An 18,603-nucleotide genomic window follows, 5' to 3' on the forward strand; every position below is an offset into this window, starting at 1 on the left:
ACCACACGGCCGGCCGGGGCCCTCGACGCATGAGCCGGTCGCTTGACCGGGGCGACTGGGCTTGATGTACTCTCCGGGCCGCAATCTCGCGTCGCGGCCCGTATTCGACCGCTCCAGCGCCGCGCTGGTACGCATTTCTCGGAAGCTCGTCCGCCACCTGCGTCATGCATTTTCGTCCCTGCCTGGCCCTTGCGTGATTGTGAGACAAACGGAGCCAGGACGAATCGATGACAAAGGAAGCCGCGCTCGAACGTACCATGAACCCAGCCGAACATCGCGCCTCGGACCTCGACCCCTCCCGCACGCTCGCCACGCTCCACGCCGAGGACGAGCGCGAGCACGCCGCCGTCCCCCCGGTCGATACACCCGACTACCGCGCGCTCCGAGAACGCGACCGCGCCCGCCGTGCGCAGGCAGAATCAGCGCTCACCCTCTTGCAGGAGCGCGGAGGTGCCTCGGCCGAGGACCTGTTTCACGCCGCGTGGTTGTTCAACCATGGAGATCACCCCGACGAGGCGCGGCGTGCGCACGAACTCGCGCGTGAAGCGGCCGGGCGAGGTTTTCGGCCGGCGCGCTGGCTCGCCGCCGCGGCCTACGACCGATGGTGCATGTACCAGGGTCGGCCGCAAAAATACGGGACGCAGTTCGTCCCCGATGGCGAATGTCATCGTCTTTGGGACACGGACCCGACGACGACCGACGCGGAGCGCGCTGCATGGGATGTGCCGCCGCTCGCCGCACAGCTCCTCCGCGCGGAAGAAATGACCCGCACGGAGCCGCAGCCGCCCATGACCGATGCACCGGCGTGGCTGAAGGCGGCGCTCTCCCGCTGGGGAAAATCCGGTTGAGGGGGCGCCTTCGTTCGCGGTATCCTCGGATGCCCATTGCCGCATCCTCGGAGTCCTGACGAATTGGAGCCTCCCGCCCTACGCATACCGACGAGTCACCCGGACGTCTGGATCGAACCCCCCGATCTCCTGCACGTCACGATGCGGGGCACCCTCGACGTGGCGGAGGCGATGCCCCTCCTCGCCGCGCAACTCGCGGCCGGCGGGACGTGGCCGCATGCCATCGTGCTTTGTGATGTCTCCGGCCTGGAGTGGATGTCGATGGCGGCTCGCCGCCAATTCGCCGAAACCCGGAATGTGGGACCTCCGCGGGCCATCGTCGTGATTGGGGCCAATGCGATGTTACGAAGCCTCGCCGATCTCCTTTTTCGCGCGGTTCAGGCGCTCCGCCCTGCGCACCCGAGCCCCACCCGCTTCGTGCGTGACCTCGCCGAGGCACGCGCCGCCGTCCCCGAGCTCCGCCGCATGCTCAGCGCTCATTCCGATTGATCCTCGGCCGCCCGCGCGCACGCGGCTTCGTCCGTCGAGGCCGATAACCAGCTCGTCAGACATCGATCCGCATCGTCCCCGCGGACGATCCGCGCGCCGCCCTTGTGCGCCTCCTCGCCGCGGGCCTTTCGAATCAACGAAAGCCGCTCCGGCTCGTTGCCGCCCTCCGCGCAGACCAGACTGAGCACCTCGGGTTCGAGCCCGATCACGGATCGATAACTCGCATCGTGCTCCGCATCGGTCGTCTCGCCGTCGCCCGGCACGTCCTCCGCGGCGAGCCGCATCCCGGAGCTCCCGTAGAGCCGCAGGTTTCGCTCGGGTTTTCCGTGACAATCGAGGGTCGCGCACCGGTACTCCAGCGCGCCGCCGACGCTCGGATACGTGGCACGGCTCGGGACGAGCAAGACATCCGTCGGCTCGGCTTCGGGGGCGCAGGCGACGGCGAGCGCGGGGAGCACGAGCTGGAACAACGAGCGCAGGAGCATTCGTCTCACGGACAACGGTCCTCCAGGGTCGCGGCGACAGAAAGCAAAAAGACGCGGCCGGCGGAACGTGGACCAGGGGCGTTGGTATGGCAGGTCGCGCACGAACCTTCGACGTTCACCGGCGATTCCATTTCCTGACGAAACCCATCACGCTCGATCGCCACCTGCATCGGATATTCGGGTGTGAAATCGCCGGGCCTCACGAAAAAATTCCCGGCGCAGTTCGTGGCTGTCACGTAGGCCGTCCCGCGCGCGTCGACGAGACGCACGAGCACATCGGGGATCGGCTTCGTCGCATCGGCGCGCTCGTAGATCGTCCCGGCGACGGTGAGCTCGGTGGCCTCGACGCCGTCGTGGCAAACGAGGCACGGTTGTCCGGGTCGGTGCAAGGGGCCGAGAGGAATGGCTGGTGACTCGGGCCCAAGATCGGCAATGGCGCCCTCCTGGAGCGGGTTCGTGCATCCCACACCCGCAATCCAAAGAAAGACCCCCGCGAATTGCACCGCGGAGGACCAGCGAGGGCCCGACCTTCGTGGAGCAGGCTTCTGCGTCAGCGTCGACACGAACAACTTTCCTCTTGTCTCCAGGGCGTGATCTCTTCTAAGCTGCAGATGAAAGTAAAAATCAACATCAACAGGGTACCCGGCGCCGATGGTCAGGTCAACGAGAAACGCGAAACGAATCGCCCTCACGTGGGCGGCAGGCCTCTTCTTGCCCATGCTGCTTGCTTGTGGCCCCGCGACCCGCAGCGACCCTGCATTCTGGACGCCTTATGGCGGCGATGACGGCGCGGGCGGCGCGGCCTCCGACGCGGCGAGCAGCACGGGAACGGGCATGGGCGGCGCGGGCGGAACCGGCGGCGAAGCGCCCGCCGGCGGCACGCTCGCATTTCGCGTCACCACCGTCTCCCTCGACGGTGAGTATGCCCCGAAAAACATCGGCGCCATCTGGATCACAGACGCGCAGGATACGTTCGTGAAGACGCTCGAGGTATGGGCGGCCAAACGCGTCGAGCACCTCGTGCGCTGGAGAGCTGCATCGGGCACAAATGTCGTGGATGCGGTCACCGGCGCCACGAGAAAATCGCACATCGAGCACGTGGTCTCCTGGAATGGCACGAACACGGCTGGCCTCGAGGCTCCGGACGGCACGTATCGCGTGCACGTCGAATTCACTGAATGGAACTCGTCGGACTCCGGCGAACCGTCCGGGCCCTGGACGACGACCGATTTCGTCAAGGGACCGAGCGCCCAGGAGACGACCTTGCCGGACGACCCGGCATTCATCGGAAGGTATCTCTCGTGGACACCCTGACGAGGGCCCATCCCTCGAACCCATTTCATTTCGACAAGAGGTCTCGATGGTCCTGCGCATCACGCGGTTCGTATGCCTGCTCGGGCTCCTGCACGGGCTCGCGGCCTGCACGCACGTCGCGCCTTACGAGCGCAGTCGCCTCGCGCATCCGACGATGGCGGTCGGCCCCGTGTCCGGCCCCGGCGAATCCCACATGCAAGCGGTCCACGAAGGCGCGACCGGCGGATCGGCGAGCGCCGAGGGCGGCTGCGGCTGCAATTGACGCGCGCGCGTGGCGGGGAGCGTGGCTCCTCGTCGCGGCGCTCCTGGTTTTACCAAAAGAAACGCTGGCCGCCGACGGGATCCCGAAAAAGGCCCCAAGCCTGAACAATGGCCTCTCGTTGTCGCTCGTCCAGGATCTAGGGATCCACGCGGGCAACGACGTCTGCTCGCCGGAGAGCCAGCTCCACGGGGATTACGCGTGCTTCCGGGACTCGGGCACGCAATACCACGGCACGCCGCTCGTCCAGCGCGGCGGAGAGGTGCGTCCCGGCCTCCAGATCGCAACGACGCGGATCTTGCTCGGCTTCGACCGCGTGGTATTCGACAACATCACGCTGGGGTTGCGCGCCGGATGGGTGCTTCGGGGGGGTGGGCCGCGGCCGAGCGGCGCCGAGGCGCCGGAATTCTTGCCATTTCACGGCGAGCTCCGCGCGGGGTACACGTTCGGCGCCCGGCCCTTCGCCAGGCCGGGGTTCCGTGGCTCCTTTTTCGTCACGGCCGGCATCGCTCAATTCGACACCGCATACCGCGTCGTCGTGGAAGAGGACACGACGAGGCCACCGCCTGCGAGCCAGCTCGACAATCCCCCCTCGCAGACGCTCAGCGCGTACCGAAAATCCGGAACGGGCTTCATCGGCGTCGGGGCCGCGGCGACCTATGCGTTCTCGCCTTCGTTCGGCATCTCCGCTGCCGTGAAATTCACGAAGCCCTTTCCCTCGACCGGCACGCTCCTCTCGCCCGAGCTCTCCTGCTTCTACGCTTTCTGAATCGCCACCGACGTCAATCGAATGTCGCTTGCAGGGCGAGCGCCGAGAACAAGGCATTCCGTCGCGTGAGGTAGAGCGCGTCGAGGTAATGCGTGAAGACCCCGTCCACCTGGAGGCTCGCCGTGAACCTCGCGCCGAGCTTCACGGACACCCCTCCTCCGCCCGTCAGCGTCCAGAGCGGCCCGAGCTCGCGATCCCCGGTCCGGATCTCGGGAATCGTGATCGATCCGTCCGCGGCGACGGCCACCTCGGTCGCACGCTGCCAGAACACGGTGCCGGTCTGCGCGTGGAAGCGCAGGCGTGGCCATATCGTGACGTACCGCCCGATATCGATCGAATATCGCGCATCCGTCGTGCTCGCGGCCATTCCCCACGAATCCGTGTAGAGCCTCTCCTCGACGCGCAGCGTGCCGCCCGAGCGGCGGTGCGCGAGACGCCCGGTCAGCGCGAACCGATCCCGCGTGAAAGGCAGTGCCTCCAGGGGCCGCGCGTGCAGGCGTAGCGCGCTGACGAGCTCGACGCTCGCGCCGACTGGGACCTCCTCCGCGGCCCCTGCCTCGAAGAGGGGCACGTAACGATACGGTTTGGCCTGATTTCCCCGCTCGAACATCGCGTCGAGCTGAATCGCCGCGATCGTCGAGGGATTCACGACGATCGTGAGCCCGGCATTCAGGTCGTGCCGCTCGAGTGTCCATCCAAACACGTCGAACGGAGTGCCCGCGCGTCCCGCCGTATCGTGCCGGTACGCATACCCGAGCAGCACCCCGTAGTTCTTTTCGTCGAGCTCGAGCGTCCCGCGGAGCCCTGCCGATATCGACAGATAATCCGGCTCGCGCGACAGCGACGCATGCGCGCCGACCCCCACGTCTCCTTTTTCGTAGCCCCCTTCAAGGTTTCCGGCGTGACGGACCTCCGTCCAGGGAGGCGACGCGGTGGCCACGATATCGGGCGACGCTGCGGTCACCACGTCGACGAGATAACGACCGCTCAAGGACCAGCCGGCCGTCGGGCTCGAAATCGTGCCCGCAATCGTCGGGGTCACGACACCGACATGGGTATCGTCGAGATAAAAGGACGTCTCGGCGCTGGCGCTGGCATCGAGGCCCGACGTGGCCTGACGCTTCACCGGCGTCGCAGCCTTCGGGTCGCTCGCAAACGAAAGGGGAAGGGAGAGGACCGACGAAAGGAGAGCGCAGAGGAGCGCGATCTCACGGTGCAGGAAAGACATCAACCTTCGCCGTCGTATTCGTCCTCGTCGTCATCATCGTCGTCATCATCGTCATCATCGTCATCATCGTCGTCATCATCGTCGTCATCATCGTCGTCATCATCGTCATCGTCATCATCGTCATCATCGTCGTCGTCGTCGTCGTCGTCGTCGGGCGGCAGATACGTGCCCGAGCCCGTGGAGCTGGACGTCGACGCGCCACTGCCGCCGGTGCCTCCGGCGCCGCCCGTACCGCCTCCGGCGCTCGCGCTCGTGTCGTCGTTCGCGCCCTCGTCCAATACCTCCACCGTTTTTCGTGCCTGGTCGTGGCTATCGAGCGCCGCGCAAGCAGGCAGGCCGACGACGAGGGCCGGGACGACCATGCTCGTCAGGCAACGTCGCAGAACGAAATCACGCATACATCCCCCCGAACATCATGAGTGCTCCTCCAGCGAAACAGCCACAAACACGTGCTTCCTCTGACATCATGGCCAGCTTCTAGCGGAACAATCATGAAAATGCAAGTGATTTTCAACAACGAGCGGGAGGCACGCGATGCGTCCGTACCGTGATATCCTTCGGTCATGAACGATCTCCCGGCGCATCTCCTCGCCTTGCCCGTTCCCGTCTTGCTGATTGCTTCCGTGGCGATCGTGAGCCTTCTCGGGTTGGCCTCCGAACCCGTGCGGCGAGCGCTGATCTTGAGCCCCTACCAGGTGCGCAAGAACGGGCACGTCCATCGCCTGCTCACCGCAGGCTGGGTGCACGCGGATTTCTCGCACCTCGCGTTCAACATGTTCTCGCTGTACTTCTTCACGGAGCAAACCATTCGCGTGCTCGGCGTGACGCGGTACCTCGTGCTGTACGTGACCGCGGTGATCGTCGGGTTCATTCCCACGACCCTGCGGTACATGCGAAAACAGAATTATAGCTCGCTCGGGGCGTCCGGCGCCGTGGCCGCCGTGATGTTCAGCGCCGTCCTCCTGGTCCCGAAGCTCAAGCTGCAGCTCATGTTCCTGCCGATTCCCGTGCCGGGCATCGTGTTCGCCGTGGCGTACCTCGCCTACAGCGCCTGGCACTCCGTCGCCGCCGGCGACGATATCAACCACGACGCGCATTTTTCCGGCGCGATTTACGGCGCCCTGCTCACGTACCTCTTCGAGCCGGCGCGCGTGGAGCGAACGGTGAAGAGCTTCTTTTGACCGCCCGACTTCCCGCTTGTATCGAGCGCGCCGCAATGGAAAGCTGGCAGGCCATGCGGACCCTTCCTCGCCTCGTACGTCCTGGGGTTTGCCTGGGGCTCGTCCTTTTGCTCTCGGCTTGCGCGCTCGACGAATACACGCCTCCGGCCCCGCCGGACCAGGACAACGGGGAGGCTTGCACATCGCTCACCGAGATCGCGCCCGGCGAGTCCTTGTCCCTCTTCGACGACACGAGCCGGGGGACGGACTTGACGACGCAGAGCCCGATGTTCAACGGCTGCATGCCGGGCGAGAGAATCGGCAAAGAGCTCGTCTTTCCCGTCCGGCCCTCGTCGCCGGGCACGCTCATCGCCACGCTGAAGCCCCAGTACGCGCACCACTGGCTGCACACGTGGACGTCCTGCCCCGGCAGCGGAGGCGACGTGCTCGATTGCTCGTTCGGATCGATGATCGACGCCCACGACGTCAATCAAATCGACGTCCAGGCGGACGCGACCTATTACGTCATCGTCGACGGGTGGATGGACGAGGCCGGCGAGTTCGAGCTCATGCTCGAGCTCAAATGACGTTTACTCGACGACCGCCTGCATGAATCCCTTCATGAATGCGCGGTACTCACGCGTCGGGATCATGTCCATCATGCGGGGCACGCGGCTCTTCAGCCATTGCAAGATCGACAGGGTGTCGCGCTTCATGATCAGCACGACGAGCTCGCCGAGCACGTCTTCCCCGAGCTCATTTCCCACGATGGAGAAAATCTGCCGGCCGAGCTCGTAGCCGCAATCGGTGAAACTCTTCTCGCCCGATCGCGCCTCGTACACGAGGACACGGAAAAACAGCGGGCAGGCGTTCGAGGCGGGAGCGCGTCCCGGGAGCGTCCGCGGGCGGGCGGGGCTCGGGGGGCGGCTGTCGTTCATCGCTTTGGGGGTCATGCCGATACGCCCGTGCGAGGATCGTACCCGAAGCACCTGCAACTTCGGCGCCCACCATCAATGGCTGGGCCTGACCGCCGCCGCAAAGCCATCGGGGCCGAGCGCATTGAGAACCTCGCCCCTGCGGAGCCCGCCTCGCCGCGCCATGCCCACGCCGAAACGCAGGGACGAAAGGCCCTTCGTCGAATGCGCGTCCGTCGAGATGACAAAACGAATCCCTCGCTTCCACGCCTCCTTCAGCCAGCGCGGCTCCATGTCGAGCCGGTATGGGTCCCCGTTGACCTCGATCGCGGCCCGCGACGAGGCGATCACGTCGAGCACCTCCTCGACCCGGCAAGCAAAGGGCTCGCGCCGCAAGAGCAGGCGTCCGAGCGGGTGGCCCCATATCTTGAAAATCGGCTGCCGCATCGCCTCCACGAGCCTTTGCGTCATCGCGGCCTCGTCCATCTTCATGCGTGAATGGACGCTCGCGATCACCACGTCGAGTTGCTCCAGGATGACGTCGGGGTAATCGAGCGCGCCCGTCGCGAGGATGTCCGACTCCGTCCCGCGCAGAAGCCTGATCTTTACGCGCTCCTGGACGCGCGCGATCTCGTCCCATTGCGATTTCAGCCGATCGAGCTCCACGCCCCTCGCGTAATGTGCCGTCGGCGAGTGGTCTGTGATCGTGAGGTATTTCATCCCCATCGCCTCGGCCGCGCGCGCCATGTCCTCGATCGTGTCGTTGCCGTCGGAAAAGACCGTGTGGCAATGCACCATGCCCTGGATGTCGCCCAGCGTCACGAGGTCGGCGAAATCGTCCTGCCGCGCGGCCTCGATCTCCCCGTCGCCCTCGCGAAGCTCAGGCGGCACGGGATGCAGGCCGAGCGCCCGGTACATCTGCGCCTCGCTCTCGATGCTGACGAGCGCGCGCCCCCCATCGAGATCGAGGCCCTGCTCCACGGCCACCCGGCCGAGCTCGGCGAGGTGCGCCGAGGAGCCCGTATGCGTCAAAAGAGCGCCCGCGTAATGGGCCGGCGCGACCACATGCACCGATGCCGGCACGTCTCCCGCAAGACACAGATCAACCCGCTGCGCGTCTCGGCCCCGCACCCGCGTCACCCGCGGAAATTGCTCGGCGTGATCGAGCACCACGCAGGCCTCGTCGCTCGCCACGACGACATGCACCTCGGAGACCGTTTCGCAAAAACGACGCACGTCCCCGGCGAGATCCGCATGCTTCACCTCGGGGAAGGCGCGGAGGTGGTCGAGCAGCGGCTCCGCGACGCCGAGCGCGTCGACGAGCAGCACCCGCGCCTCGCGCGTCTCCCGCTGCGCGATGGCTTCGAGCAGGCTCTGCTGCGTCTTCAGACCGAATCCTTTCACCGAACGGACGCGGCCCGCGAGGCACGCCTGCCGGAGCTCCTCCACGCTCGTGATTCCCAGCGCGTCGTGGAGCACCTGGACTTTTTTCGGGCTGAGCCCGGGAATCTCGCACAGCTCGAGCACGCCGGGCGGCAGCTCCGCGCGAAGCTTCGTGAGCAGCTCGGATTGCCCCGTGCGGACGAGCTCGGTGATGATGGAGGCGAGCGAAGCACCAATGCCGGGCACCTGCGTCAGGCGCCCCTCCTCGACCAGCCGAACGAGGTCCTCGAGATCGCCTCCACGGCGGCAGAGCCATTCTCGTAGGCCTGCACCTTGAACGAGCTCTCCCCTTTGCATCGGAGCAGGGCTCCGATCTCGCGAAGCGCTCGGGCGACATCGAGCTTGTCCACCATCGTGCTCATCCTCTCCAGCCAGTACCAACAGGCACAGAACCGACGCCCTGTCAAGCCTGGGACATTCAATGTCCGCGTGCGCTTTCTTTTCCGTGGACGATGGCGCCCTCGAGCGGGCATCCTTTTTTTCTTCGAGGAGGTCCCCTTGCCGCATGCGCACTTGCAGGCGAAGCCGCACCCGCTCGCCGTCGTCGTGGTGACCGTGACGTGTTTGCTCGGTGCGTACGTGCTCCTTTCCCGCGCGCCCGTCCTCGTTCATCCGTCGACGCTCGAAATGGCACCAGCGCGCGATTCCGACGATATGCCGGCACCGCTCCGGGATACCGCCGCGCCAGGACGCCGGTACTGAGCGTGCCCCACCGTTGGTTTTCCCTTCTAAATCATTATAGCATTACACCACGACGTGGGTCGCACGCGTATCCAGCAGTGCCGAGCGCAAGCAAGGCACTTCCGTCATCCCGCTGACGCGCCGCTTCGAGGTAATACGGCTCTCCCGACCGAGCGCGGTTCGCGCGCTGTTTTTGCTTGGTTTCACCTATCGGCTTCGGCACGATCTACGCTCGATCGTGTCGCGAGACACCCGATGAGGGAGAAGCATACGGTATTTTTCGAGCCGCCGGATACGGCCGTGTGGAGGTTCGTCGGTGACATCAGCGAGGCGGAGATGCGCGAGCTGACGTCACGGGAAAAATCCCTCATCGCCGGCCGCCCCTATCTCCTGAAGCTCGTGGATCTCTCACGCACCGGATCCGTCAGCGCGGGCGCGCGCAAGGCGGGGGCGGAGAAGGTGCACGACGTCCCCGTGCTCGGCGTGGCCGTCTTCGGGGCGCACTTCGCGATCCGCGTCCTCGCGGACCTCGTCGTACGCGCCGGCAGCTTCCTCCGGCGAATCGACGCGGTGCCCACCCGCTATTTCGCGACCGAAACCGAAGCCCGCGCCTGGCTCGCGGAGCGCCGCGCGCTCATCAAGGCCGGAAGGCAAAACGGTTCCTCGTAATGGCAAAAGCCCGCCCGATTCGGACAGGCCTACTCGAAAATGTCGGGCTCCGGCTCGTACAAAAAGACCCGCGCGCGTGGCTCCGCCTCGACCGACGTCTGGCTCACCGCGACGCCTCCCGGCTGCGACGCCGGCAGTTTTTCCTGGTTTTTCGGGGGAAACCACCGCCGGAGCCAGCGGCTCATGATCACGAACGTCCCGACCCCGCTCCGCCCCGGTCCCATCGGGATCGTGTACGTCGTGAACGTCTCCGTCGCCTCGCCGCGCACCCGCAAAAACCCGCCTGCGACCTTCGTCTCCTTCGCCTCGAACCCCAGCAGCACCTCTGGCAAGACAAAGACGACCCGCACCTCGTCCCCTTGTTTGTCCTGGTATGCATTCACGCGGCCCGGCAGGATCGGCGCGGCCACGACGTGCGCCCGGCGCGTCACGCGGAGGTCAGGCGTCCCTTCGAGGTTTCCTTCCACGCGCTCCACGACGATCCCGTCCCCCTCGGCGCGATCGAAGGATAGATACGAGAGAGAGCCCGCGATCAGGCTGCGCCCCTTGTCGGCCGGTTTGTCCGTGAAGCGCCCGAGCACCCGCCCGCTGCCCATGCCCTGAAACTCCGGCTCGGCGTAGAACGGCAAGGGCCAGGCGTCCTTGCCGATCGTGAGCTCGCCGCATTGCCCCGGCGGCATCAGGCGAATCTCTCCCACAGGCCCATCGAGCCACGGAAAGGATCTACCATTGCCGTCCACAATCTTGAGCGGCCGCACGCCGGCAATCCCCGGCCCGTCCTTCGGCGCTTCCTGCACCTCCTCCTTCGGCAAGTCGGCGATACGCACCTCGATCATCCGCACGACACGGCGGATCCGCGCCTGATCGATCGAGGTTTGTCGCGAGCAACAGATCGCGTCGTGCTGGCAACACGCGGGGGCCCTCGGGGCCTTCGCCGGTTTCGTGGCGAGCGGCGGAGGCGCCTCCCAGCCCGGCGGCGGCGCGGGCGCGTCGGCCGCGCGTGCGGGCCCTCCCTGCATCGAAAGCAGCGTCGCGCCGAACACCAACGCAGCCACGTTTCGCATTCCGATCCCCGCTCGCACCGAGCGCACCATCACAACGTCTCCAGGTAGGCGAGCAGCGCCTTCTTGTCCGCGCCGCTCAGCGTGCCGGGGAACATGCGTTGATCCTTCGCCGAGAGCATCTCGTCGAGCGTCGAGTAGCGCCCGTCGTGGTAATAGGGCGCGGTCCCGCGCACGCCGAGCAGCGACGGGGTGTCGAAATCGACGCGTCGCTCGCCTTTTTGCCCGCTGCCCACGTCGTGCGGCTTCCCATCCGTGCCTCCGTCCTTGTGGCAACCATTGCAGCCATAGGCCACGTACACCTGCTTGCCTCGCGCCGTGAGCTCCGGATCCTTCGACTTCATTTGCGGCGGCGGTGGCAATGACGACACGTACGCGAGCAGCGCCTCGTACTCCTCCTCCGAATGCTTCGCGAGGCCGGTCCCGCCGAGCCGCGTGAACGTCTCGTTCAAATGATCCCGCACCGTCGCATGCTCCCCGAACCATCCATACGGCCCCGTGCTCGCGACGCGCCCCGCGAGCATCGGCGTTTGTCGCAGGCCGTCGGGGCTCGTCCACGCGAGCCCGTCCTCGCGCCCTTCGGGATGGCAGCTCGCGCAGCCGCGGCCCATGCCGAGACGCGCGTCCCGCGTCGTATGAAACAGCCGCCGGCCTCGCTCGATCTTCGCGTCCCGCGCCACGCCCGATCGCCGCCAGAGCAGTACGCTCGTCACGGCAAACGATTCACGCTCGATACGCGAGAGCGCACGATCCATCTCCGACCATACGAACACACGTTTTCCCTCGTCGGAGAGCACGAGCGAGCTCGGGCCCGCGGGAAGCGCGACCCGCCGCCGCTCGGCGAGGCTCGGATCGCCGACCCACGGATCCATTTCGATCACCGCGTCGATGTCGAGGCACGCGACGAAGAGGCCATCCTCGTCCGCCGCCGCGCTCCGCGGCAGAATACAATCCTGCCCGAACGCCGCGTTGAATACGCTCGCCACGTGATTCGTGATCGATCGCTTCGCGCCCGGATCGACGACGCTCACGAGCTGCGCCATCGTCCGCGGCCCTTGACCGGATCCGCCGTATCCGATCGTCATTCCCACGGCCGGCGCGCCTGGATCCACGCTCGTGTGCGGCGCGAAGATCCGGAGCGCGTCCCGCGTCCCGTCGCTGCGCGTCCCGACCACACGCGCGAGCGCATACCCTTGCGAGGCCGCGCGAGGTGTTTTGTCGTCGAACGTTCCATCCGCGCCCACGCGCCGGCCCGTGTGCAGCGAGATCGTCTCGGGCTCCTTCGCCGCGTCTTTCCGATCGATCATCGACACGACGCCCCCCACGGCGTGCGTGACGAACGCCGCCCCGCCCGCGTTCGCCACGATCACCGCGCGTGGCTCACGCGGCAGCGGCGTCACGCGCGAAACCGAGAGATCGGCCGTCGCGAGCACCGTGAGCGCCCCGCCGAACCCGCTGGTCACGAGCAGCGATCCGCTCTCTTCCGCGAACGCCCACGGCTCGGCCGCCACGTCCACCGCGCATCGCTCCTCGAAGGGTTTTGCGAGCGCCTCGTCGGCAGGCTCGAGCAAAACCACGCGCGATGTATCGCGCAGCCCCACCGCGATGAGGCCACCTTCGAGCGCGAGCACGTGCCCTGGCCGGCCTTCGAGCGGCGTCACCGACACCTGTTGCATCGAACCCGTGTCGACCACATGAAGCGCCCGCTCGTCGTGATCCGCGACGACCGCGAGCGTGTGCTCCCCCGCACGGACGAGCGTCACCGCCGAGCTCGCGCCGCCGGCCGCTGCGCGCTCGAAGCGACGGGGGGATCGCGCTGCGCAACGCGGCGGGCCGCTCGGCGCGACGGACGCCGCGGGCGCGGCTGGAGAAGCGGACGCGCTCGACGCGGCGCCGACGTTCTCCCCACTACGATTGTTGGAGGTGCAACTGCTTCCCGCGACGCCGCACGCGACGAGGGACGCGGCGAGCGCCGCGTGTTTCCAGGGAGAGCGACAGGTCATCTTGATCGCGGCCTTTCGTGTCCGCGGGATGCGCGAGATTTTTTCGCGCTGCCTCCTTTCTGCGTCAAGGACCACGCACGAAACCCTCTTGGGGGAGGCGTGTTCCCTCTGCTAGGATGTCCCTCGTGACGACGCCAAACGACGCGACGGACGACGCCCCGAGCACGCGGCGGGTCCTCCCCGATACGCTGGAGCGCGAGAGGGCCGAGCGCACTTCCCAGAGCGCCCCCGCCCCGCGCGGCGCTCTCTACGAGATCGTCATATCGTACAAGGAACCGACGTTCGCCGAGCATGCGGGCCAGGAGGCGCGGACCTTCCGCGGCACCTTCCGTATCGAGGCCGCCGACGAGGACGACGCGCGTGTCCGCGCCGTCGCCGAGTTCCGCCGCATCCAGGCAAGCTCGTCCGTGGGCTGGCAGCGCGAAATCGTCGACGTCACCTGTCGCCGCGCCGAGCCCTGATCTCTGCGCGCCGGACGACGCGTGGCGCGATGTATATACACCCCACGCGACTCCCGATATGCTCTCCCGAGCAAGCCCGGCGCACCTCGAAACCTCCTCGCGCGGGCCGCACGGCGTAACGTCATGCGAACCCTCCTCCGCGGTCTCACGGCGCTCATCCTGCTCTCGTTCTCCTTGCCCGCGCGCGCCGGCGACGCCGACGAGCGAAACCGAAAGGACGGCGAGCCACGAGCCCCGGACAAACCCGCCGAGACGAAACCCACCGCGCCGCCCGACGAGCCCCGCCCGACCTCGCTCGACCTCGGGGTCTTTTACGTCCCGTGGGGTATGCACTACACCCGCTCGGCCATCGGCGCGACGCTCGGGTACAAAATTCCGCTCGTGCAAAAGAAAGGGATCTTGTGGGATTCGACAAACATCACCGTCGGCGTGCGTGACGTCTATGGCTTCGTCAACAATACCGTCGGGCCCTTCGTCGACATCACCCCGATCGCCTTTTTTCGGCTTCAGGTCCAGGGCGCCTACGATTATTTCATCAAGGAGCCTTTCAACGGCGGCCTCCGCGTCATGACCCTGCTCGGCCGCGAGCGCCTCGCGGCGGGGCAGATCCGACGCGGCAGGCGATCGGCCATCGACTGGGTGAACCAGGACGACGACGAGGGAATGGACAATCCGGCCCATTTCCTTGCTCCCATCAACCACGGAGGCTTGCGACTCCGGGTCCTCCCCACCCTCCAGGGCAAGGTCGGCCCCATCGCCTTTCAATACAACTTCACTGCCGACTGGAATTATTACACCGCCCCGGGCGCGGGCGCAGACGATGTGTATCACGACAATTTCACGTTCACCCTGCGCAAGCTCCAGGATTTCAGCCACGCGCACGAGATCCTCGTGGCCTACGCGGCTCCCGTCCCCAAACCGGGCGAGCTCTTGCTCGGCTTGAGCGGCCGGTATCAGCGCGTCCTCGGTACGGGCCTCGAACAGCTCACGCTGCACGCTGTCGCTTTCGGCCGGTGGCCGAAGAAATTCCTGTCGAATCGCATGTCGCCCTTCGCCATCGCGCAGCTCGGCACGAACCTCATCGACCCCATGTGGCAATACGCTTTTTCCTGGATCCTCGTCATAGGCGCGGATTTCAACCTGTACAAATCGAAGACCTGAGCCCAGACTCGGGTCCACGCCCTCATGAGAGACACCCTGGACCTGAGGTCCAAATTCCGCGCTCGCTTCGGTTCCAGAAGCCCCGCGCCCCGGGCGTTTTTCGCCCCCGGCCGCGTCAACCTCATCGGCGAGCACACCGATTACAACGACGGGTTCGTCCTGCCGGTCGCGCTCGAGCTCGGCGTCACCGTCATCGCCGCGCCCCGCGACGATCGCCGCATTCGTGTGCACAGCCAGGATCTCGGCCAGACCGCCGAGCTCGACCTCGACCACCCCGGCCCCAGACAAACTGGCCGGTGGGTCAATTACATCGAGGGCGTCGCGCACATGGTCGATTCGAGGATCCAGGCGCTCCGCGGCGCGGATCTCCTCGTCGCGGGCGACGTGCCGCGGGGCGCGGGCCTCTCCTCCTCGGCGGCGCTCGAAATCGGGACCGGCTTCGCGCTGCTCTCGCTCGCGGGCGCGACGGTCGACCGCGTGGCCCTCGCCCTCGCCGGCCAGGCCGCCGAGCATACCTTCGTGGGCACGCGCTGCGGCATCATGGACCAGCTCGTCTCCGCGTGCGCCCGCGCAGGCTCGGCCTTGCTCGTCGATTGCCGCTCGCTCGCGATGGAAGCCGTCCCCTTGCCCGGCGGCCCCGTCGCGCTCCTGGTCAGCGATACCCGCAAAAAACACTCTCTCGCCATCTCCGAATACAACACGCGACGCGCGGAGTGCGAGCGCAGCGTCGTGCTCCTCCGCAGCGCCCTCCCCCGGATCCGCGCGCTCCGCGACGTCACGGAAGAGGCGCTCGCCGAACATGCCTCGTGCCTCCCCGAACCCATCATCCGCCGCGTGCGTCACGTCGTCACCGAGAATGCCCGCACGCAATCCGTCGCCGAGGCCCTCCGCCGCGGCGACGTCGCGGCCGTCGGTGCCTCGTTCGTCGCGTCGCACCGCTCCTTGCAGCACGACTACGAGGTGAGCTGCCCGGAGCTCGACGCGCTCGTCGACCTCGCTGTCGCCCAGCCAGGTGTCTACGGCGCTCGCATGACCGGCGGCGGGTTTGGCGGCTCGACCGTGTCCCTCGTCGACGAATCCGCGCTCGAAGCGGTCATGGCTGCGGTCCGCGACGGCTACCGGAACCGCTTCGGCGTCGAGCCCGGCTTCGTCGTCACGCGCGGCGGCGAAGGCGCGCGGGAAATTCGAGGCTGAACTGCAAAGCCTCTTTGCGCACGGGGACCGCCGACTTATAAAGTCGCCGGCCGCATGAACCTCGGACGCCTCGCCCGCCTCGGTTACGCCGCGCTCACCAAAGATCCGCACCCACCCCCGTGCGTCCTCGGCGCGGAGGACGCGCTTTCCTCGTTGCCCTCTGCCTTGCCTGCGGGCTTTTTGCTCGGCACCGCGACGGCCTCACACCAGATCGAGGGCGGCCTCGACAACGACTGGACCGACTGGGAGCGCGGGGCTTTCGGCGGCGCGCCCCACATCAAGGATCGCACCGTCTCGGGCGCCGCATGTGATTCGTGGAACCGCATCGACGAGGACATCACGCTCATGCGCCGGCTCGGCGCGAATGCGTATCGATTCAGCGTCGAATGGAGCCGCCTCGAACCCACGGAGGGCGCCTGGAACGAGGAGGCCGCGGATCGATACCTCGCCTGGGCGCTCACCCTCCGCGCGGCCGGAATCGAGCCATGGTCACGCTCCACCATTTCACCTTGCCCCGCTGGGTCGCGACGCAGGGCGGATGGATGAACGATCGGACGATCGAGCTCCTCGCGGCCTTCTCGCGCAGGGTCGCAAAAAAGCTCGGCTCGGCGGTCGATCTCTGGTGCACGATCAACGAGCCCAACGTGCTCGCGACGCTCTCCTACGTGAAGGGGATCTTTCCGCCGGGGCTCTCGGATCAACGAATCGCCGTGCGGGCGATGGCGCGCATGCTCAAGGCGCACGCGCGCATGACCGAGGCGATCCGCGAGGCGGATACCATGGACGCGGACGGCGACGGGCACGCCACGCGCGTCGGCATCGCGCACCATGTCCGCATCTTTCAGCCGGCGACGCGCTCTCCGCTCGATCGGCTGATCGCGGGCTTCACCGACCGATTCTTCAACGAGGCCATCGCGTCCGCGCCGTTCACGGGCCGCATCGAGCTCGGCATTCCCGGGATCATCGAGATCGACGAGGCCGTCCCGGGCCTGCTCGGCTCCTACGATTACATGGGCATCAATTACTACGGCCGCGACCACGTCCGCGCCGACCTCCGTGATCCTTCGCTCTCCAAGCAATACGTGCCCGCGGATCGGCCCGTCAGCGACCTCGGCTGGGACATCTACCCGGAGGGCCTCTACCAGGTCCTCAAGAGGTATGGCTCGCTCGGGCTGCCCGTGTACGTCACGGAGAACGGCATCGCGGACAAGGATGGCAAGGTCCGCCCCTCGTTCCTGCGTTCCCATTTCGAGGCGCTCGTGCGTGCCGCGCGCGAAGGCATCGACGTGCGTGGGTATTTCCACTGGTCGCTCCTCGACAACTTCGAATGGGCCGAGGGCTACGAGCCTCGCTTTGGCCTCTTCCGCGTCGACTTCGACAGTCCCGACAAACGACGCACGCCCACGCCCGCGGTCGAGGCGTTCCAGGACATCGCGCGCGCGCTCGGGCTCCGGCCGGAGGCCGGCTAGGCTTTTCGCTGATGCCACGCCCATGCATGGGCGAGGATCGTTTCGAGATCCGGATACCGCGGCGCCCAGCCGAGCAGCTTGCGCGCGCGCGCGCTCGAACCCACGAGCACCGGTGAATCTCCGGGCCTGCGCTCGGCCTTCTCCACGTCGATCGGGCGGCCCGTGACGCGCGTCGCCGCCGCGATGACCTCCTTCACGGAAAAACCCCGCCCATTGCCCAGGTTCACGGCCGTGCTCGCTCCGTCGCCGAGCAGATACTCGATCCCGAGCACGTGCGCGTCCGCCAGGTCCGAGACATGGATGTAATCACGGATGCACGTTCCGTCGGGCGTGTCGTAGTCCTCGCCGAAGATCCGGATCGAAGGACGTTTTCCGAGCGCCGCAGAGAGGACGAGCGGAATGAGGTGCGTCTCGGGGTCGTGGTCCTCGCCGAGGAGGCCGCTCGGATGCGCGCCGGCTGCATTGAAATATCGAAAGATCACGGACCGGAGCCTCCAGGCCGTCTCGCACTCCGCGAGGATCTTCTCCACGACGAGCTTTGACCGGCCATACGGGTTCAGAGGGTTTTGCGGGTGATCCTCGGGGATCGGGACGACCTCGGGCACGCCGTACGTCGCGCACGTCGAGGAGAAGACGAACCTGGAGACGCCGGCCGCCTGCATCGCCTGGAGCAACGTGACCGTGCCGTGGACGTTGTTCTCGTAATACCTGAGCGGATCCGCGACGGACTCGCCGACCTCGATGAACGCGGCGAAATGCATGACGGCATCGATCCGCTCGCGCGCGAAGATCGCATCGAGGGCGGCGCGATCCCGCGTATCGGCCTGGATCACGGGCGTGCCGAGCGCTCGCGCGATCGGCTCGCGGTGGCCTTTGCTCAGGTTGTCGAGCACGAGGGGCCGGTAACCGCGCTCCGCGAGGGCGAGGGCGGCGTGCGCGCCGATGTACCCGGCGCCGCCGGTGACGAGAACGGTCCTGCTGTCGGGGGTCATGGG

22 protein-coding genes and 1 pseudogene are annotated in these 18,603 nt (G+C 66.9%); 12 read left to right on the forward strand and 11 right to left on the reverse strand.

Annotated elements, in window-relative coordinates; genetic code table 11:
- The first annotated feature begins 227 nt into the window (after positions 1-227).
- Positions 228-848 (forward strand): hypothetical protein, encoded by a 621-nt coding sequence (locus POL67_RS41875; protein ID WP_271926690.1) that lies wholly within the window; start codon positions 228-230, stop codon positions 846-848.
- Between the two features lie 342 nt (positions 849-1,190).
- Here the strand turns inward: POL67_RS41875 and POL67_RS41880 are convergent, their stop codons facing one another.
- From POL67_RS41880 to POL67_RS41890, 3 genes are read right to left on the reverse strand one after another with little or no spacing between them, the layout of a single operon-like run.
- On the reverse strand, positions 1,191-1,328 hold the full coding sequence (locus tag POL67_RS41880) for a hypothetical protein (protein WP_271926692.1): 138 nt from the start codon (positions 1,326-1,328) through the stop codon (positions 1,191-1,193).
- A complete protein-coding gene (locus POL67_RS41885; RefSeq protein ID WP_271926694.1) occupies positions 1,325-1,831 on the reverse strand; it encodes a hypothetical protein in 507 nt (168 codons plus the stop codon). Before POL67_RS41885 ends, POL67_RS41880 begins: the two co-directional genes overlap by 4 nt.
- A complete protein-coding gene (locus POL67_RS41890; protein WP_271926696.1) occupies positions 1,828-2,385 on the reverse strand; it encodes a hypothetical protein in 558 nt (185 codons plus the stop codon). The genes POL67_RS41885 and POL67_RS41890 overlap by 4 nt, the downstream gene beginning before the upstream one ends.
- Before the next feature lie 88 nt (positions 2,386-2,473).
- On the opposite strand from POL67_RS41890, the gene POL67_RS41895 reads away from it, so the two are divergent.
- From POL67_RS41895 to POL67_RS41905, 3 genes are all read left to right on the forward strand, one after another.
- The gene (locus tag POL67_RS41895; protein WP_271926698.1) at positions 2,474-3,136 is read left to right on the forward strand and encodes a DUF2271 domain-containing protein; all 663 of its coding nucleotides are present in this window, start codon (positions 2,474-2,476) and stop codon (positions 3,134-3,136) included.
- 46 nt (positions 3,137-3,182) lie between these two features.
- Entirely contained in the window at positions 3,183-3,398 is a 216-nt protein-coding gene (locus POL67_RS41900; RefSeq protein ID WP_271926699.1) for a DUF4266 domain-containing protein, read from the forward strand.
- A 118-nt stretch (positions 3,399-3,516) separates the two neighbouring features.
- Entirely contained in the window at positions 3,517-4,164 is a 648-nt protein-coding gene (locus POL67_RS41905; RefSeq protein ID WP_271926700.1) for a hypothetical protein, read from the forward strand.
- A gap of 13 nt (positions 4,165-4,177) precedes the next feature.
- On the opposite strand, the gene POL67_RS41910 is transcribed toward POL67_RS41905, so the two are convergent.
- Both POL67_RS41910 and POL67_RS41915 read right to left on the reverse strand, forming a co-directional pair.
- Complete coding sequence (locus tag POL67_RS41910; protein WP_271926702.1) at positions 4,178-5,392, reverse strand: DUF3570 domain-containing protein; 1,215 nt, start codon at positions 5,390-5,392, stop codon at positions 4,178-4,180.
- Positions 5,392-5,790 carry a hypothetical protein gene (locus tag POL67_RS41915; RefSeq protein ID WP_271926703.1) on the reverse strand — a complete coding sequence of 133 codons (399 nt, stop codon included), beginning with the start codon at positions 5,788-5,790 and terminating at the stop codon, positions 5,392-5,394. Before POL67_RS41915 ends, POL67_RS41910 begins: the two co-directional genes overlap by 1 nt.
- A 165-nt stretch (positions 5,791-5,955) precedes the next feature.
- Between POL67_RS41915 and POL67_RS41920 the strand changes: the two genes are divergently transcribed.
- On the forward strand, positions 5,956-6,573 hold the full coding sequence (locus tag POL67_RS41920) for a rhomboid family intramembrane serine protease (protein WP_271926704.1): 618 nt from the start codon (positions 5,956-5,958) through the stop codon (positions 6,571-6,573).
- Positions 6,574-6,626: 53 nt separating this feature from the next.
- The gene (locus POL67_RS41925) at positions 6,627-7,139 is read left to right on the forward strand and encodes a hypothetical protein (RefSeq protein ID WP_271926706.1); all 513 of its coding nucleotides are present in this window, start codon (positions 6,627-6,629) and stop codon (positions 7,137-7,139) included.
- Between the two features lie 3 nt (positions 7,140-7,142).
- Here POL67_RS41925 and POL67_RS41930 read toward each other — a convergent pair whose 3' ends face one another.
- The 3 genes from POL67_RS41930 to POL67_RS41940 are packed head-to-tail and all read right to left on the reverse strand — an operon-like array spanning position 7,143 to position 9,262.
- Positions 7,143-7,505, reverse strand: a complete 363-nt coding sequence (locus POL67_RS41930; RefSeq protein ID WP_271926707.1) for a hypothetical protein — start codon at positions 7,503-7,505, stop codon at positions 7,143-7,145.
- Between the two features lie 57 nt (positions 7,506-7,562).
- Positions 7,563-9,095: a PHP domain-containing protein gene (locus POL67_RS41935; RefSeq protein ID WP_271926708.1), complete on the reverse strand. Its 1,533-nt coding sequence runs from the start codon at positions 9,093-9,095 to the stop codon at positions 7,563-7,565.
- Between the two features lie 5 nt (positions 9,096-9,100).
- Positions 9,101-9,262, reverse strand: a complete 162-nt coding sequence (locus tag POL67_RS41940; RefSeq protein WP_271926710.1) for a helix-hairpin-helix domain-containing protein — start codon at positions 9,260-9,262, stop codon at positions 9,101-9,103.
- Positions 9,263-9,407: 145 nt separating this feature from the next.
- On the opposite strand from POL67_RS41940, the gene POL67_RS41945 reads away from it, so the two are divergent.
- Together POL67_RS41945 and POL67_RS41950 are read left to right on the forward strand one after the other, a co-directional pair.
- Positions 9,408-9,611, forward strand: coding sequence for a hypothetical protein (locus POL67_RS41945; RefSeq protein WP_271926711.1), 204 nt, complete (start codon positions 9,408-9,410; stop codon positions 9,609-9,611).
- Between the two features lie 234 nt (positions 9,612-9,845).
- The gene (locus POL67_RS41950) at positions 9,846-10,259 is read left to right on the forward strand and encodes a SpoIIAA family protein (protein ID WP_271926712.1); all 414 of its coding nucleotides are present in this window, start codon (positions 9,846-9,848) and stop codon (positions 10,257-10,259) included.
- Positions 10,260-10,288: 29 nt separating this feature from the next.
- On the opposite strand, the gene POL67_RS41955 is transcribed toward POL67_RS41950, so the two are convergent.
- On the reverse strand, positions 10,289-11,314 hold the full coding sequence (locus POL67_RS41955) for a hypothetical protein (protein WP_271926713.1): 1,026 nt from the start codon (positions 11,312-11,314) through the stop codon (positions 10,289-10,291).
- Positions 11,315-11,352: 38 nt separating this feature from the next.
- A complete protein-coding gene (locus tag POL67_RS41960) occupies positions 11,353-13,323 on the reverse strand; it encodes a c-type cytochrome (protein WP_271926714.1) in 1,971 nt (656 codons plus the stop codon).
- Positions 13,324-13,448: 125 nt separating this feature from the next.
- Here POL67_RS41960 and POL67_RS41965 point away from each other — a divergent pair, with 125 nt between their 5' ends.
- The 4 genes and pseudogenes from POL67_RS41965 (at position 13,449) to POL67_RS41980 (ending at position 17,608) form a co-directional block, all read left to right on the forward strand.
- Positions 13,449-13,784, forward strand: coding sequence for a hypothetical protein (locus POL67_RS41965; protein ID WP_271926715.1), 336 nt, complete (start codon positions 13,449-13,451; stop codon positions 13,782-13,784).
- A 123-nt stretch (positions 13,785-13,907) separates the two neighbouring features.
- Positions 13,908-14,945, forward strand: a complete 1,038-nt coding sequence (locus tag POL67_RS41970; protein ID WP_271926716.1) for a hypothetical protein — start codon at positions 13,908-13,910, stop codon at positions 14,943-14,945.
- Between the two features lie 24 nt (positions 14,946-14,969).
- Positions 14,970-16,139, forward strand: coding sequence for a galactokinase (gene galK / locus POL67_RS41975; RefSeq protein ID WP_271926717.1), 1,170 nt, complete (start codon positions 14,970-14,972; stop codon positions 16,137-16,139).
- 54 nt (positions 16,140-16,193) lie between these two features.
- Positions 16,194-17,608: pseudogene (locus POL67_RS41980) on the forward strand (glycoside hydrolase family 1 protein).
- Here POL67_RS41980 and galE read toward each other — a convergent pair.
- On the reverse strand, positions 17,605-18,600 hold the full coding sequence (galE, locus tag POL67_RS41985) for a UDP-glucose 4-epimerase GalE (protein ID WP_271926719.1): 996 nt from the start codon (positions 18,598-18,600) through the stop codon (positions 17,605-17,607). The pseudogene POL67_RS41980 and the gene galE sit on opposite strands and share 4 nt — an antisense overlap.
- Positions 18,601-18,603 lie beyond the last annotated feature (3 nt).

It is taken from the genome of Polyangium mundeleinium (assembly GCF_028369105.1).
Lineage (GTDB): Bacteria > Myxococcota_A > Polyangia > Polyangiales > Polyangiaceae > Polyangium > Polyangium mundeleinium.